The sequence below is a fragment of the Achromobacter semiaridum genome, from assembly GCF_053543755.1.
The window spans coordinates 34561-50761 of the sequence record NZ_JBLVOL010000116.1 but is presented as its reverse complement, the minus strand read 5'-3'; the positions used below and the strand labels follow the sequence as shown (position 1 = coordinate 50761).

The 16201-nt window shown below is 65.3% G+C and carries 14 protein-coding genes; 3 read left to right on the top strand and 11 right to left on the bottom strand.

The window, feature by feature from the left end:
- A partial coding sequence (locus ACNPP0_RS25010) for an MFS transporter (protein ID WP_448707305.1) occupies positions 1–470 on the bottom strand: 470 nt, incomplete at its 3' end.
- 92 nt (positions 471–562) lie between these two features.
- Between ACNPP0_RS25010 and ACNPP0_RS25005 the strand changes: the two genes are divergently transcribed.
- On the top strand, positions 563–1033 hold the full coding sequence (locus ACNPP0_RS25005; protein ID WP_332608102.1) for an Lrp/AsnC family transcriptional regulator: 471 nt from the start codon (positions 563–565) through the stop codon (positions 1031–1033).
- Positions 1034–1227: 194 nt separating this feature from the next.
- On the opposite strand, the gene ACNPP0_RS25000 is transcribed toward ACNPP0_RS25005, so the two are convergent.
- The 7 genes from ACNPP0_RS25000 to ACNPP0_RS24970 all read right to left on the bottom strand — a co-directional run bounded on the left by ACNPP0_RS25000 (position 1228) and on the right by ACNPP0_RS24970 (position 9301).
- Positions 1228–2397 carry a metallophosphoesterase gene (locus ACNPP0_RS25000; protein ID WP_448707304.1) on the bottom strand — a complete coding sequence of 390 codons (1170 nt, stop codon included), beginning with the start codon at positions 2395–2397 and terminating at the stop codon, positions 1228–1230.
- A 51-nt stretch (positions 2398–2448) separates the two neighbouring features.
- Positions 2449–3603 (bottom strand): alpha-hydroxy acid oxidase, encoded by a 1155-nt coding sequence (locus tag ACNPP0_RS24995; RefSeq protein ID WP_448707306.1) that lies wholly within the window; start codon positions 3601–3603, stop codon positions 2449–2451.
- 262 nt (positions 3604–3865) lie between these two features.
- Entirely contained in the window at positions 3866–4735 is an 870-nt protein-coding gene (gene asd / locus ACNPP0_RS24990) for an archaetidylserine decarboxylase (RefSeq protein ID WP_448707303.1), read from the bottom strand.
- A gap of 110 nt (positions 4736–4845) precedes the next feature.
- Entirely contained in the window at positions 4846–6477 is a 1632-nt protein-coding gene (locus ACNPP0_RS24985; RefSeq protein ID WP_448707302.1) for an ATP-binding cassette domain-containing protein, read from the bottom strand.
- A 387-nt stretch (positions 6478–6864) separates the two neighbouring features.
- Entirely contained in the window at positions 6865–7734 is an 870-nt protein-coding gene (locus ACNPP0_RS24980; protein WP_448707301.1) for an HpcH/HpaI aldolase/citrate lyase family protein, read from the bottom strand.
- A gap of 19 nt (positions 7735–7753) precedes the next feature.
- Complete coding sequence (locus ACNPP0_RS24975) at positions 7754–8473, bottom strand: response regulator transcription factor (protein ID WP_332608105.1); 720 nt, start codon at positions 8471–8473, stop codon at positions 7754–7756.
- 342 nt (positions 8474–8815) lie between these two features.
- Positions 8816–9301 carry a hypothetical protein gene (locus ACNPP0_RS24970; RefSeq protein ID WP_332608106.1) on the bottom strand — a complete coding sequence of 162 codons (486 nt, stop codon included), beginning with the start codon at positions 9299–9301 and terminating at the stop codon, positions 8816–8818.
- A 208-nt stretch (positions 9302–9509) separates the two neighbouring features.
- On the opposite strand from ACNPP0_RS24970, the gene ACNPP0_RS24965 reads away from it, so the two are divergent.
- Entirely contained in the window at positions 9510–10748 is a 1239-nt protein-coding gene (locus ACNPP0_RS24965) for an NAD(P)/FAD-dependent oxidoreductase (protein ID WP_448707300.1), read from the top strand.
- A 62-nt stretch (positions 10749–10810) separates the two neighbouring features.
- Here the strand turns inward: ACNPP0_RS24965 and ACNPP0_RS24960 are convergent, their stop codons facing one another.
- Complete coding sequence (locus ACNPP0_RS24960; protein WP_332608108.1) at positions 10811–11944, bottom strand: 3-deoxy-7-phosphoheptulonate synthase; 1134 nt, start codon at positions 11942–11944, stop codon at positions 10811–10813.
- A 315-nt stretch (positions 11945–12259) separates the two neighbouring features.
- Here ACNPP0_RS24960 and ACNPP0_RS24955 point away from each other — a divergent pair, with 315 nt between their 5' ends.
- Complete coding sequence (locus tag ACNPP0_RS24955; RefSeq protein ID WP_332608109.1) at positions 12260–13477, top strand: EAL domain-containing response regulator; 1218 nt, start codon at positions 12260–12262, stop codon at positions 13475–13477.
- Between the two features lie 31 nt (positions 13478–13508).
- Here the strand turns inward: ACNPP0_RS24955 and ACNPP0_RS24950 are convergent, their stop codons facing one another.
- Positions 13509–15155 (bottom strand): mucoidy inhibitor MuiA family protein, encoded by a 1647-nt coding sequence (locus ACNPP0_RS24950; RefSeq protein WP_448707299.1) that lies wholly within the window; start codon positions 15153–15155, stop codon positions 13509–13511.
- Positions 15156–15289: 134 nt separating this feature from the next.
- The gene (locus tag ACNPP0_RS24945; RefSeq protein WP_448707298.1) at positions 15290–16201 is read right to left on the bottom strand and encodes a LysR family transcriptional regulator; all 912 of its coding nucleotides are present in this window, start codon (positions 16199–16201) and stop codon (positions 15290–15292) included.

Here is a 16201-nt window from a genome sequence, read left to right as displayed (position 1 = left end):
GACAAGGGCGCCCCGGCCACCAGCGACACCGACCATCCCGCAATCACGCGCCCCAAGGTGCGAGCCTCCCGGCCCGCGGGCGCCACCATGGACGCCGACCCGTAGGCCGCGGGCAGAATCACCCCGGCGGCGGCGCCGGCCAAGGCTTGCGCGGCGGTCAACACCAGCCAGTGCGGCGCCGTGGCGGACAGCAGCAGCGCGGCGATCAACACCAGCATCGCGCCCAGCAGCGAACGGCGGATGCCGATGCGGTCGATGCGGCCCGCCAGAAAAAAGGCGCTGGCGGCAGTGGCCGCGCCGTAGGCCGAGATGGCGGTGCTGATGGTTAACGCCGAGGTCGAAAAGGACTGCGCCACATCGGTCAGTATCGGACTGAGCGCCAGGCCGTTGGACCCGACCACGCTGACGGCGAACATCAGCGCGGGTACGGACGACGCCTGCTTCGAGGTTTGATTGCCAGGATTTTGCATGCGCCGAATTTTATTGGAATAAAATAAGGGTTTACGCCGATATTTCCTTATTCCATAAAAGTTCGAATGCCGTAAGGCAGAACTTGATTCCGATGCCAGACCTAGACGATCGCGACCGAAAACTATTAACGCTGCTGGCTGGCGACGCTACCCCCAGTTACGCCGAACTGGGAAAATTATTGAATCTTTCCGCCCCGGCCGTGCACGAACGCGTCAAGCGCTTGAAGCGCGACGGGTTGATCAAGGGCATCGCGGCACGACTGGACGGCGCGCGTATTGGCCGGCCGCTGTTGGCCTTCGTGCATGTAGACACCGCCAACTGGAGCATCACGCAACAGGTGCTGGGCCTGGCGGAGCTCACCGAGGTGGAAGAAATCCACACCATTACCGGCAAGAGCGCCATGCTGCTCAAGGTGCGCGTACGCGATACGCAGGCGCTAGAGCTGTTGCTGGCGCGCATCCATCAGATTGACGGCATTACCAACACCACCAGCGATATCGCACTGACCAGCTATCTGGAACGCGGGCCGCTGCCCGACAACGCGCCGGATGTGGCGGACTAGGCGGGCAGGGCGTGGAGGGCGGGTTTGCCGCACGCGGGTGGACCGGCGGATCGGCCGAACGTGATGACCGGACGTGACGACCGAACCTGAACGCCGAACCAGAAGGCCGAACCAGAAGGCCGAACCAGAAGGCCGAACCAGAAGGCCGAACCAGAAGGCCGAATCTGACGGCGGAGATTGACGGCGAAGGCCAGCTACGCGGACCGCGCCACGCGCAGCCGCAGCCGCGTGATTTCGGACGGCGCGCCCAGCCGCTTGGGCGGGCCCCAATACCCCGTGCCACGGCTGGTGTACACCCACATCTTGCCCAGGCGATGCAGGCCGGCGGTGTAGGGCTGTTGAAAGCGCACGAAAAAACCCCACGGAAAGAACTGGCCGCCATGGGTATGGCCGGACAACTGCAAGTGATAGCCCAGCGGCTGCGCGGCCGCCGCGCTGCGCGGTTGATGCGCCAGCAGGATACGGGCGCAGGCATCGGGCGGCGCGCCGGCCAGCGCGGCCTTGGGGTTGCTGCGCTGCTGCGGATCGAATGCGCCCGCGCTGTAATCCGTCACGCCGGCCACCACCACGGGCAGGCCCGACGGGTGAATGACGGCATGCTCATTCAACAACACGCGCAAGCCCATGCGGCGGAATTCGGCAATCCAGGCCGTGGCGCCTGAATAATATTCATGGTTTCCGGTCACCAGGTATACGCCGTAAGGGGAGCGCAAGGTTCCTAGCGGGCTGGCCTGGTCGGACAGATGCTCGACGCTGCCATCGACAACATCGCCAGTGATGGCGACCATGTCGGGCAGCAATTCGTTGACGCCATCCACGATGGCCTGCACGTAGCGTTTCTTGATCGTTGGCCCGACATGCACATCGCTGATCTGTACGATCGTGAAACCGTCCAGGTCTTGCGGCAGCCCCTCGATCGGCACGTCAACATCGACGACGCGCGCCCGGCTGCGGGCGTTGTAGAAGCCGACAAGCGTGCCCGCCAACGCCAGCCCGGCCACCCCCCACGCACTGTAGCGCCGCACGTCGGGCCAGGGCAGGTCGGCGTTGGCCAGCCACGCCACGCCCCAGGTGACCAGCAACGCTGCGTCGCGAATGACGGTCAGCACGAACAGGGACGAAAACAGCCCCATCGCCAAGAGGCCGACCCACGCAATGCGGTCGCCCCAGGGCGGGTTGATGGAAGAGCGGGCCAGCATGCCCAGCGGAATCAGGATGCATGACAGCAGCAAGCCGATAATGGCAGCGGTGGCGCCGGCTGCGGCCAGTTGCGCGTCGGGAATCAGGCGTGCGCCCACATAGACGTGGGCCAGGGCGCCCAGGGTCAGAAAGCGCAGGAAGAACGAGGATTGGCGTAGGGACACGGCGGGCGTGGGGCGGGCAAGGGAAACGCCATTCTATGCCGGGCCGCGCGCTTAAGACGCGGGGGCGACCGCGCCATCGCGCCACAGCAAGCCCGCGTTCATCTCCTGCACGGTATTGATGCCCAGCATCGCCATGTTGCGGTCCACCTCGGCATGCAAAAGATTGATGGCATGGGCAACACCGGCCTGGCCGCCCACGGCCGCCGCGTAATTGAATGGCCGGCCAACGAAGACAAAACGCGCGCCCAACGCCAGGGCCTTGAGCACATCGCCGCCGCGCCGCACGCCGCTGTCCATCATCACGGTCATGCCACCCGCGGCATCCACCACGCCGGGCAGCGCGCGCAGCGGCGAGATCGCGCCATCCAGCTGGCGTCCGCCATGGTTGGACACGATCACGCCGTCCACGCCATGTTGCCGGGCCAGCGCGGCGTCTTGCGGATGCAGGATGCCCTTGATAATCAAGGTGCCCGGCCATTGCCGACGGATGCGCGCCACGTGTTGCCAGCTGAGGTGATCGCGCGCGGTAAAGTCGCGCAACACCGACGCGGATACGATCGGCGCGCCGCGCGTGGCGAACGAGTTTTCAAAGTGCGGCATGCCGTGCGCCATCAGCGTGCGCAGGAACGTGCCCGCCAGCCAGCGCGGCCGGGTCAGGCCGTCCCACACCAATCGCAGGCTGGGCTTGAGCGGCGTAGAGAAACCGGTGCGGACATTGTTCTCGCGATTGGCGGACACCGGAATGTCCACGGTCAGCACCAAGGTCTCGTAGCCGGCCCGCCGGGCGCGTTCGACCAGCGCGTCGATCTTGGCCGGATCACCGGGAAGATAGGCCTGGAACCAGGTGCCCGGCGCTTGCTGGATGACCTCTTCCAAGGGGATCAGCGAGGTGCCGCTAAGGATGGCCGGAATGCCCGCATCGCGCGCGGCGCGGGCCAGCACCACGTCGCCGCGATAGGCCGACAACGCGCTGATGCCCATCGGCGCAATACCAAAAGGAGACGCGTAGCCGCGCCCGAAAAGCTCGGTGCGCTGCGTGCGTTGCGACACGTCGACCAACACACGCGGCGCAAAGCCGTATTGCGCGAATGCCCGTCGGTTGTCTTGCAGGGATTGGTTGTCTTCCGCCGCGCCCGCCACGTAGCCGAAGATGGGGCGGGGCAGGCGTCGGCGCGCAGCGTCTTCAAAATCGTCCAACGACAGCATTCGGGCCAGCGCGCGCGGCAGCGGCTGTGCGGCAGTAGCCGCCGATGGGGCGGGCGGAGCGGCCGAGGTCGTGGCTGCGTTGCCCGCCGAGGTGTCGGCAGGCGTCGTGTTCAGCGTGGATGTCGTCATGGCAGAGGGCGTCGGAAAAAAGACTGGACCTGGAAAAGTCCGTAATCTACCGACGCGGTCTGACCGCGAAAAGCGAATAAAACGCGACGAGCTTATTCGCTTTTGTTGAAATACCCGCCTGGGGTCAGCCCATTCAACGATGCTTGGGCAGGGCCAGCAATTCACCCATGCGCACCGGACCCAGCACCGACGGCGTGTCGGCCCAACGGATCTGGTCCGGGCCGAACAACACGATGGCGGTCGAACCCAGCTTGAACCGGCCCATTTCGGCGCCTTTTTCCAGATGGATCGGCGCGCGCGCGGCGGCGTCATAGCGCACCGCTTTGACACGGCGCTTGTAGGGCGTGACCAGGCCGGCCCACACGGTTTCGATCGACGCTACGATCATCGCGCCCACCAGCACCAGCGCCATCGGCCCATGCTCGGTATCAAAAATGCAGACCACGCGTTCGTTGCGCGCGAACAGGCGCGGCACGTTGCGCGCGGTCAGCGGGTTGACCGAGAACAAGCGGCCCGGCACGTGGATCATTTCGCGCAGCGTGCCGGCCACCGGCATGTGCACGCGGTGATAGTCCTTGGGCGATAGGTAGACCGTGGCAAATTCGCCACCCTGGAACGGCGCGGCGCGTTCTACGTCGCCGCCCAGCAGATCCACCAGCCCGTAGCTGTGGCCCTTGGCCTGGAAGATGCGGCCTTGTTCGATGGCGCCCAACTGGCTGATCGCGCCGTCGGCCGGACAGAGCACCGAGCCCGGTTCGTCGTCCAGCGGGCGTGCGTCGTCTTTCAACGCGCGCGTGAAGAAATCATTGAAGCAGTCGTAGGCCAACGGGTCTTCTTGCAGCGCTTCGCGCATATCCACGCCGTACTTGCGGACAAAGCGCGAAATCATCCAGTTCTTGACCGCGGGTTCCTGGCAGTCTGAGGCGTATCCAAAGAAGCGCGACACCAGGTGATGGGGCGCAAGATACTGGCTGGCGAGAAATAGTTGGTCTTTGATCGTCATCTACGAGCGCTGAAAAAACGCGTCCCGCGGACAGCGGGACGTGGTTGAAGGCCGCCTCGCAAACGACGCATCAAGGACGCGTGCGGGCAATTCGCGGGATTGTATCGCGATCAGGCGGCTTTGGCGGCCAGTTTGGTTTTGTAGAGCCAATCCTTGTAGTCGTCCAGGTCGCCGTCAAACGGTCGCACGGCGCCGTCGGCCACGATGATGAACTCGTCGGTGGTGGCGCGCAGCAGGTGGCGGTCGTGCGAGACCAGCATCAAGGTGCCTTCGAATTGCGCCAGCGCGGTGGTCAGCGCTTCACGCGTTTCCAGGTCCAGGTGGTTGGTGGGCTCGTCAAGCAGCAAGAGGTTGGGGCGCTGCCAGACAATCAGCGCCAATGCCAGGCGCGCCTTTTCGCCGCCGGAGAACGGCGCGATCGAGCTGGTGGCCATGTTGCCGTTGAAGTTGAAGCTGCCCAGGAAATTGCGCAATTCCTGTTCGCGCACGGTGGGCGCCAGCTTTGTCATGTGCCACAACGGCGATTCGTCGTGGCGCAGCATCTCGACCTGGTGCTGGGCAAAGTAGCCGATCGACAGGCCCTTGTTGAATTGCGTGTCGCCAGCCAGCGTGGTCAGGTCGCCCGCGATGGTTTTGATGAACGTGGATTTGCCCGCGCCGTTGATGCCCAGCAAGCCGATGCGTTGCCCCGCTTGCAGCGAAAAGTTGATGCCTGACACGATGATCTTGTCGGACACGGCCTGCGTCTCTTCGCATTCCACGCGGTAGCCCGCGCTGACCTTGTCCATGGTCAGCAAGGGGTTGGGCGCGCGCAGCGGCTCGCGGAATTCAAACGAGAATTCGGCGGCGGCACGCAAGGGCGCCATTTCTTCCATGCGCGCCAGCGCCTTGATGCGGCTTTGCGCCTGACGCGCCTTGCTGGCCTGGGCCTTGAAGCGGTCGATAAAGGACTGCAGATGCGAGCGTTGGCGCATCTGCTTTTCCATCATGCCTTGCGCCAGTTCCAGTTGCGCGGCGCGCTGGCGTTCAAACGACGAATAGTTGCCCGAGTATCGGCGGAGCTTGCGTTCGTCGATATGGACGATGACGTTGACCACGCCATCCAGGAAGTCGCGATCGTGCGAGATGACGATCAGCGTGCCGGCATAGCGCTTGAGCCAGTCTTCCAGCCAGATGATGGCGTCCAGGTCCAAGTGGTTGGTGGGCTCGTCCAGCAGCAGCAGGTCGGACGGGCACATCAGCGCTTGTGCCAGGTTCAGGCGCATGCGCCAGCCGCCGGAAAAGCTGGTCAGCGGCAGGTGCATCTGCTCTTGCGTGAAGCCCAGGCCGGTCAGCAGTTGTTCGGCGCGCGAGTGCACGGTGTAGGCGTCGGCGTCGGCCAGCGCGGCGTAGATGTCGCCCATGCGCAGGCCGTTTTCGGCGCTTTCCGGTTCGGCTTCCAAGGCGGCAAGTTCGGCTTCCAGCTTGCGCAAGGTGACGTCGCCGTCAATCGCGTATTCGATCGCGGGGCGGTCCAGCGCGGGGGTTTCCTGCGCCACATAGGCCATGCGCCAGCTGGAGGGGTAATCCAGGTCGCCCTGGTCGGCGTGCAGCGTGCCGCGCAACAGGCCGAACAGGCTGGATTTGCCGGCGCCGTTGGCACCGATCAGGCCGATTTTGTCGCCGGGGTTCAAGAGCAGGTCGACCTTGTCGAGCAAGGGCTTGACGCCGCGCATGAGTGAAACTTGTTGGAAGCGGATCATGAATCTTGGGGCAGGGGGTGGCGCGGCAAGCGCGCGGCGTGGCTCCCGCCACAAGGGGCGGCGCAAAAATAGGGAACCGGGCGAGTTCGCGCGCAAATGCCTGGTGGCCGGCGCCGCGGCCCAAGGCAGCGACAAAACATCGGCAAGACAATAACCAAACAGCGGCAGGACAGCGGGCGCGAATAGAAAAAAGACACGCCCCAAGGAAGGGGCGTCGTCCAATCGTGGGCGCTATTGTACCGGGCCGCGCGTTTTGACGCAGCCGGCGGCGTGTCGTGAGCAGGATTCGAGTGGGATCCTGGGCTGCTTCAGACGTGTTTTGGTCTGTTTATTGGGGCAAAACGGCGGCATATTGCCCGGCTGCCGGCTTCGGCCATCAGAAGCGCGCTACGCGCCCGCGATAGCGGCGGCCAACGCCAAAATGCGCTCGGCCTCTTGCGCGTGCAGGTTTTCAACCAGCGCCCCGTCCACCACGGCCACGCCCAAGCCTTCGGCCTGGGCAGCGCGCCATGCGTCCAGGCGTTTGCGGGCAAGCGCCAGTTCATCGTCGGTGGGGGCAAAGGCCGCGTTGGCGGCCGCGATCTGCTTGGGATGAATCAGCGTTTTGCCGTCGAACCCCTGGTCGCGCCCCTGGTGGCAGGTGGCGGCGTAACCGGCGTCGTCCTGCAAGTCCAGATGCACACCGTCCAGCACCGCAAGGCCATGGGCCCGCGCTGCCATGACGGCCATTGACCGCGCCAGCAATGTTTCTTCCCGGCCGGGGGTATGGCGCGCGTGCAGGTCCTTGACCAGGTCCGACGTGCCGACCACGATGGCGGCCAACCTGGGGTGGCCGCCTGCAATGGCGTCCAGGCGCAGAAAGCCCAGTGGCGTCTCAGCCATGGCCCATAGGGGCAAATCCGGCGGCGCGCCGGCGGCATCCAGCGCGTCGGCCAGGGCTTGCAACTGCGCGGGGGATTGCACCTTTGGCAGCAGCACGGCGTCAGCGCCGGCCTGCGCAATGGCGGCAACATCGTCCAGCCCCCAGGGCGTGTCCAGCGCGTTGATGCGCACGATGCACTCGCGCCGGCCATAGCCGCCCGCCGTCAGCGCCGCGGCCACCTGCATGCGCGCCTGGGCCTTGGTATCGGGCGCGACGGCGTCTTCCAGGTCAAGAATCAGCGCGTCGGCGTCCAGGCTGCGAGCCTTGTCCAGCGCGCGCGCGTTGGCGCCGGGCATGTAGAGGACGGAACGGCGGGGGCGGAAGGCAGGCGTCATGAAATCAGTAAGAAGCGGCTCAGGGTTTGGAATTGCCCACGACCTGCACGGGCGTGGTGCAGACATAGCCTACGCCGTACACGGTGCGGATGCCCATGTCGCCGCCCGCCAGCGCGCGCAGCTTGCGGCGCAGGCGATGCATGTGGGCGTCCAGCCTGTGGGTGTCGTAAGCGTCGACGCTGGCGCCCAGCGCTTCGACCAGCCGCCCGCGTGACAGCGGCAGCGGCGCGGCCTGGATCAGCGCGCCGATCAAGCGGCTTTCGGTATCGGTGATGTCTACGCAGACGCGCTCGGGCGAGACCAGCGTGCGGCGCGAGGGATCGAAACGCCACGCATCGGATTCCGCGTCGTCCATGCCTGTCGCGGGCACCACGCGCAGGCGCCGCGACAACGACACCAGGGTCGCGCCCAGCTCGGCCAGGTTGACGGGCTTGGTCAGGTAATGGTCGGCGCCCAGGCTCAGGCCGGACACCTTGTCTTCGCTGAGCAGGCGGCCGGTCAGCATGATGATGCCCATCGACGGATAGCAGGTGCGCAGATGCGCGATGCGGGTGAAGGCGTCGCCGTCGGGCAGCATGGCGTCCAGCACGAGGATGCCGGGCGTGACGTTCAGCAGCAGCTTGTCCAGTTCGGCAAGCGATCCGGCCGTGAGGATGGCTTTGTCCAGTCCCAGGTCCTGGATGGTCTCGACGATGGTGTCGCGCCAGTCACCGTGATCGTCGACAACGATGATGGTCACGGCGGGGTACGCGCCGGCGTTCGCACGTGACGCGATCCAAGGGCAAGCACGCGGGTGGCTGCTGACATGCGGTGGCTATCTGGTTTTGAAAAAGAGTCCGTTTGCGCGGACACGTGGCCGGCTGGATACGTTTCGTATCGTGGCGCTTGCGGAGAATATCACCAACGACGTTGCGGCGGCGCGGCAAACTTGCCGGATGGCATCCGGGCGGCGCCGAAACCGTGCCTGATCAAACTTTGCGCAGCCCGTTGCGCATCCCTCAAACGGCCGGCCATCTTGCTTGCGCGTTAGCCTTATCCACAGAAATTGTGGATAAGGAGCCACGGGCTGGCGCCATCCGATTTATGTAGGCAGATATTCAATCGGTACGCCTGCCGGCACCTTGCGCATGCGGTCGCGCTCGATGCGCGCCGAGGCGAAACGGGTCTTGCGGGCGGCGGCGTTTTGCAGCAACACCGACAACACCGATCCCTTGTCCTGGATCCATTGCGTTTTGCCCCGCAGCAATTTCATCGCGTTCTCGGCGCTGCCCAGACGATAGGACATGGCGTTGATCTGCACCGACGTCTTGCCGTCGAACGCCGCGGGTTCGTGTTCGGTGATCGCCGCGGCGTCCAGGTTGCTGCTTTCGTGATCGACGCGGTAGATGAACTTCAAGCCGCTGTGCGGATCTTGCACCACCAGCAGTTTTTCGGAACCGGAAATATCCGACAGCATGCCGATGACCGGCGATTCAACCAACTGGTTGCCGCGCTGTTCCTCGGTGTAGATGAAAACGCTGTGGCGCGACACGGAAAGGGCGGCGGGAATAAGGGGAGAGCTGTCCATACCTGACTTGAAAGTAGCGGCCCGGACAACGGCGTCCGGCAATCAAAACAGCCTGGCGCATACAGTCAACGCAGCCATGCCGACGCGCATGATACCAATTGTTTCAATGGTGTGCCCACGCTGCGCGAAGTTGGCGTGATGGCGAGCTGCGCGATTCTACGCCGCGCGCCGCTTGCCGAACATGGGGCGCAAGCGCAGAATTCGGCGCATGAAAACAGACGTTGTGGTTCTGGGCGCGGGCATTGTCGGCGTCAGTACGGCCCTGCATCTTTTAGCGCGCGGCCGTTCGGTGGTGCTGCTGGACCGAAAGGGGCCGGGGGAAGAAACCAGCTATGGCAACGCGGGCCTGATCGAACGGGCCAGCGTGATTCCGTACGCCTTTCCCCGGGATTGGCGCAGCCTGTGGCGCTATGCCCGCAACAACACGCCCGACGTCAGCTACCACGTGCGCTTTCTGCCACGCATTGCGCCATGGCTGCTGCGTTATTGGTGGCATTCGTCGCCAACGCGGCTGGCGCATGCGGCCGAGGCGATGTTGCCGCTTATCGAACGCAGCGTGGCCGAGCACGACGCGCTGAAAGACGATGCGAATCTGACGCCCCTCTTTCGCCGTAACGGGTGGATTGACGCCGCGCGTACCGAGGCCGGGCTGGCGCGGGCAGTTGCCGACGCTGAGGCGCTGGCGCCGTATGCCTTGAACTACCGGGTGTTGGACCGGCAATCGCTGAGGGCGCTGGAGCCATCCTTGTCAGACCGTGTCGTGGGCGCGGTGCATTGGCTGGACCCGGTCAACGTGTCGGACCCCGGCGCCGTCACGCGCGGCTACGCGGCGCTGTTCCAGCAACGTGGCGGGCAACTGGTGCGGGGCGATGCCCGCACGCTTCAGGCTTCCGCGGACGGGCGTTGGCAGGTGCAGTCAGACGCCGGCTGGATCGAGGCGCGTGATGTGGTGGTGGCGATGGGCCCGTGGTCGCTGGATATCTTGCGGCCGTTGGGCTACCGCATTCCCATGGCGGTCAAGCGCGGCTATCACCAGCACTTTGGGCTGGACGCAGGCGCGACGTTGTCGCATCCGGTGGCCGACATCGATAGCGGCTTCGTGGTGACGCCGATGACGCGAGGCGTGCGGCTGACGACCGGCGCTGAATTTGCCCACCGCGATGCGCCGCCGTCGCCCGTCCAGATACAACGCACGCGGGCACTGGCGGGGCAATGGCTGCCGCTGGGGGCAGCCGTGGAGCAGGAACCGTGGATGGGATGCCGGCCCTGCATGCCGGACATGCGGCCGGTGATCGGCCCCGCGCCGGGGCACAAGGGGCTATGGATGGCGTTTGGCCATGCGCACCATGGCTTCACGTTGGGCCCGGTGACCGGCAAGCTGCTTGCCAGCCTGATCACCGGCCAGACGCCGGACATGGACCCGGCGCCTTACGCACTGCGCCGCTAAGCAAGCAGCACGCATGGCGGCGGGGCGGGGCGGTCGCGGTGACGGCCCCCGTGGGCGTGCGCTTACGCGGCGCCGCCTACTTTCACGCGGCGCTGGCGCACCGCCTGTGCCAGCGTTTCCAGCACCGGTTCGGTCTGGCTCCAGCCCAGGCAGGCGTCGGTGATCGACACCCCACGGCGCAGCGGCTGACCGGGCTTCAGGTCCTGGCGGCCTTCTTCCAGATGGCTTTCGATCATGACGCCGGTAATGCGCGCATCGCCTTGGGCCAGCTGCGCGGCGATGTCGTTGGCCACGTCGATCTGGCGCAGGTGCGACTTGTTGGAGTTGGCGTGCGAGCAGTCGATCATGACCTGTTCGCGCTGGCCGGCGGCGCGCAAGGCGGCGCAACAGGCGTCGACGCTGGCCGCATCGTAGTTGGGGCCTTGCTTGCCGCCGCGCAGGATCACATGCGTGTCCTGATTGCCGCGCGTTTCGAAAATGGCGGCCATGCCCATCTTCGTCATGCCCATGAAAGCGTGCTTGGCGCTGGCGGCAACCATGGCGTCGGCCGCGATCTGCACGCCGCCGTCCGTTCCGTTCTTGAAGCCCAGCGGGCAGCTCAGGCCCGAGCTCAGCTGCCGGTGGCTGGGGCTTTCGGTGGTGCGCGCGCCGATGGCGCCCCAGGCGATCAGGTCCGCGATGTACTGCGGGCTGAGCAGGTCCAGGAATTCGGTGGCAATCGGCAGGCCCAGGCCGCTGATGTCCAGCAACAGTTCGCGCGCGCGACGCAGGCCTTCGTTGATGCGGAAGCTGCCGTCCAGGCGCGGATCGTTGATGTAACCCTTCCAGCCCACCGTGGTGCGCGGCTTTTCAAAATACACACGCATGACGATCAACAGGTCTTTCTTGTGCTGGTCGACGGCGGCGCGCAGCTGGCGCGCATAGTCCATGGCCTGGCCATGGTCGTGGATGGAGCAGGGGCCCACGACAATCAGCAGGCGGTCGTCGCGGCCATGCAGCACGTTGGCGATCTGCGTGCGGCTTTCTTCGACCAGCGTCTGGATGGCGGGGGATACGGGCAGTTCGTCCTGCAGTAGCGCGGGCGAAATCAAAGGACGAACGGCGCTGATGCGGGTGTCGTCGGTGCGCGTGTTGTCCTGGGTCGAGTCGGCCGTGCCGACCTCGCGGTCGTGCTGGGGGTCGTCAATGCGGGTCAAGGGAAGCTCCGTGCCGTGGATGCGCAAGCTGCGCAAGATGCGTAAAGGCGGCCATTATCGCACCCGCGCGCCCAGCGCCCGGCACCAGGGCTGCGTCCGTCTGGACGAGCCCGCGCGTTGCGCCTGGACAACGGGGGGAGGCAATTGCGGCCAGGGTCTTCTTAAACCTACGCCTATCGGCCCGGAAATTGCCTTAGCCCTTTGCCGGCGGCGACAGATCCCAAGCGAATGCCGTAGCATGGAAACCCGAACGGACCCCCGAACAGAACCCGCGGCCGCCTGCCTGGGCCCGCCCTATCAGCTAGGACGGAACGAATGCCAAAAACCGACGCCGGAGCCGCTCGACGAATTCTTCTCGTTGAAGACCACCCCGTTGAACGCGCTTATTTGCAGAACATGCTGCTGGCGTTGGGATATCGACGGGTTGCCGGTCTGGGCAACAGCACGGAAGCGGTCAGCGCGTTAAGCCGGCAGTATTACGACCTGGTGATCAGCGACATCGTCATGAGCGACGGCGACGGCACCCACATGCCCAACGAATTGCGGCGCCTGGTGGATGTCGGCCGGCTAAAGAGCATGCCTCCCATCATCTGGATCAGCAGCCTTAGCGAAGAGCTGTTGCAGTCGCACGTACGCCTGGCGCTGCAAGCCGGCTGCCCGTCGGCACAGGCGCTGTCCAAGCCGGTGTCCCGCACGGCCATGCAACAGGCCATCAAGGTCGGGCTGGCCGCCGAGGACGTGACGACGCCCCAGCAACAATCCATCCGCCGCGAAGTGGTCGAAGCCGAACTGGGTCGGGCCTTGATCACCGGTGTGGGCATGAGCGTGGTGTTGCAACCGCAGATGAGCCTGTCCACCGGCAAAGTGCTGGCCGCCGAAGCGCTGTCGCGCTGGGATCATCCCGAACTGGGCGCCATATCGGCCGTGGACTTCGTGCCGGCCGCGCATCGGCTCGGCATGGATCGCATGCTGTTTCTACGCGTGACGGATCGCGTGCTGGAGGTGCAGCAAACGCTGCACGCCGAAGGCATCGCCGTGCCCATTGCCATCAACGCGTCGGCGTCCACGCTGTGTTCGCGCGATATGCCCGCAGTGTTGGAAAAGCGCGTGGCGCAGGCGGGACTGCCGGCGCGCTTGATCAAGATTGAACTGACCGAGGACGAGCCCGTCAACGACTGGCTGGCGCTGTCGTCCGCGTTGAACCTGCTGCGCGTGCGCGGCTTTGAACTGGCCATGGACGACTTCGGCGCGGGCATCGCCTCGATGCGGCTGTTTTCCGCCATGCCCTTTACAGAACTCAAGATCGACCGGGACTTTATCGTCCACATGCACCGCGAAGCGGCGTCGCGGGCGGTGGTGGCCGCGGCCATTGAAATGGGCCGGGTGCTGGGCCGGCGCGTGGTGGCCGAAGGGGTCGAGCAGGAACGCGACCTGCAATTGCTGCGCGAACTGGGTTGCGACGTGGCCCAGGGCTATGGCCTGTCCATCCCCCTGGAGCCGGAAGCGTTCATCGAATTCTGCCGCCAGCACTGAAGCAGCCGGCGGCAGGCGGCAGGCGGCGCAATCAGATGCCGGACACGTCGATGTCTCCGGGATAGTCGATCGAGAACTTCAGAACGGTCTCGCGGGATTTGCCCGGTTCAAGGTCCCAGTTCCAGACCAGTTTGCCGTCTTCTTCGCGCTTGATGTCGCGGTCTGCGGGCGACAGCAGCTTGACCACGATTTTCTCGTTGCGCGAGACCGGCAGGCGGTCCTTGAACGACACCTGTTCCTTGGTGGCCTTGTTGTTCTTTACCGTGATCTTGTATTCGTACGTCACCCGCTTGCCGCTACCAGAGAAACCCGTGCTTTCGGTGTAGCGATTGACCAGCTGGCGCTTGATCGAGATACCGTCGTCGGCGCCCATCGCCAGTTCGACCTTTTCGCCGGGCATCACCGCTTTCATGGCGCTGGACGCGACGAAAGCGTCGTCCAGGAAGGTATTGAGCGGGCCGGCCAGGAACGGGAACTCGGTATTGTTGCTGGCCTGCGCCGTCAGGAATACCGCTTCGCGCAGTGCGGGCGTGGACTGGTATTGCAGCGTGGCCGGCAGCTTGGCGGTTGCGATTGCCACGCGCTGGGTAGAGTTGTCCGAGGGCAGCGTCGCCGGGTTCTGAATCTGGAAAGAGGCGCTGGTGGCCTCGTTTTGCACCTGCGCGGTGCGCACGTCGATCGGTTCCGGCATGGCGTCGGCCTGTGCGCTCTCGGCATAGGCCTGGCTGGCACCGCGCGGCGCGCGCTTCATGGCCATTTCGCTGGATACGGCAGGCGCGGGCGCGGCGATGGGGCGCGGCGGCGGCGGCGGGGCGGCCACATCAATGATCCACGGTTGCAAGGTCGGCGCGCCACCGCCCAAGGCGGGGCGGGCAGTGGACAGCGTCAGCTTGACGTTGTTCCAATCTTCACCCGAGTTCTGGCGAATGACGCCGAAGTAACCCAAGTCCACGCTGCGGTCGGCGGGACGCAGGCGGGCGTCATAGGCGGGCGTCCAGCGCGCGCCGGCGACGGCGTACGACACCGCCAGATCGACCTTGCCCGCACGCGCCAGGTTGACCCGCAACGTAACGGTCTTGGTGCGGCGGCTCATCTGGCCTTGCACCACGTTCAGCTGGTTTTGCAGCGCCGCAAGCTCGCGTTCCAGCGCCTCTTTGCGTGTCGCGACCTGACGCAGGCCGGCCAGGGTCTTGGCCAGGCTGTCCGCGCTAAGCGTCTGGATGGCCTTGAGTTCGTCCAGGGTCAGGCGGGCGCTGTCCTTGGAGGGCTCGGTGGCGCCGCGCTGCATCATCAAGACCAATTCGCGCTGGTTGTCCAGCACCGCAGCCTCGTCATCCAGCTGGGCCATCTGGTCTTCCAGCTTGCGCACCTGGTCTTGCAAGGCGCGGACGCGTTCATTGGCCGTGTCGGCGTTAAAGGCGTCGCGCACCTTGACGTCCAGCAACGAGGCCTGGCCCGTGCTTTTGGCCGACACTTGCAGGGAATTCTCCTGCAACGATGCCGGCAGATTTTCCAGGGTCAGCTCGTGCTCGCCCGCCGCCAACTCGCTGGTGGCCGAACGCGTGACAACCGCGCGGTCCTGATAGACCGTCACCGCGCCGATGGCGGAGGTCAGCGCGGCGGCAGCGCCCAAGCCGGGAATCGTTGCAAGGGCCAAGGCCAAGAGAGTACGTCGCACGGGTTCACCTTTGAAAAGGTTGATATCTGAAGCTGCGTCCCGGCTTAGGGACAGATCAGCGGTAGCGCAATTTACTCTGGTGTCAAGGCGCGGGTTTTACAGAAGATGACAAACGCGACAGGGCACTACGGGCATTAGGTGGACGGCTGCGCGCGCTCCGGGTGCGCCAGTTGGCGCAGCAACGATACGGCGTTGCCTGCGGCCATGGACCGGTCATGGCGGCGGTAGGCCATGTCCAGCAAGGCGTGCGGCGCGTCGCCCTTGATCGGGCGATATTCGATTCCCTGCGCGCCCATGTGGCGCATGGCGGCGGGCACGATGGAAATGCCAACGCCGGCGGCCACCAGGCTGACGATGGACGCCATTTGCGGCGCCTCTTGAATCACGCGCGGCGCGAACCCCGCGCGCTGGCAGGCGGACTGGATGGCGTCGTACAGGCCCGCGCCGATGGGGCGGGGGTACAGCACGAAGTCCTCATCGGCCAGCGCCGCAATCGGTACGCTGCGGCGGCGGCTTAAGGCGTGATCGGGGGGCAGGGCGACCAGCATGGGTTCGTCCAGGACGCGTTCGGATTCGAATTCCGCGTCCAGCAGGTAGGGCGGCCGCACAAAGGCGATGTCTACCTCGCCCAGCCGCAGCCCGCGCAGCAGTGAAATGGTATTGCTTTCCGTCAAGGTGATGCGCACGTCGGGATAGCGGTCGCGATAAGCGCGAATGGCGCGAGGCAGATAGGGGTGGAAGACGGCCGATGCCGTGAAGCCCACGGTGATCGCGCCGCGCTCGCCGCGTCCCAGCCGCCGGGCCGTGTCGATCGCGCGGTCGGCGCTGGCCAGGATGGCGCGCGCGTCTTCCAGGAACTGGGCGCCGGCTTCGGTCATCTCGATGCCTCGGGGCAGACGGAGAAATAGCGGTGTGCCGATTTCGCGTTCCAGCTGCTGGATCTGCTGGCTCAAGGGCGGCTGGCCAATTCCCAAACGCGCCGCCGCCCGCGTGAAATGCAATTCTTCGGCCACGGCCGTGAAATAGCGCAAATGTCGTAGTTCCAT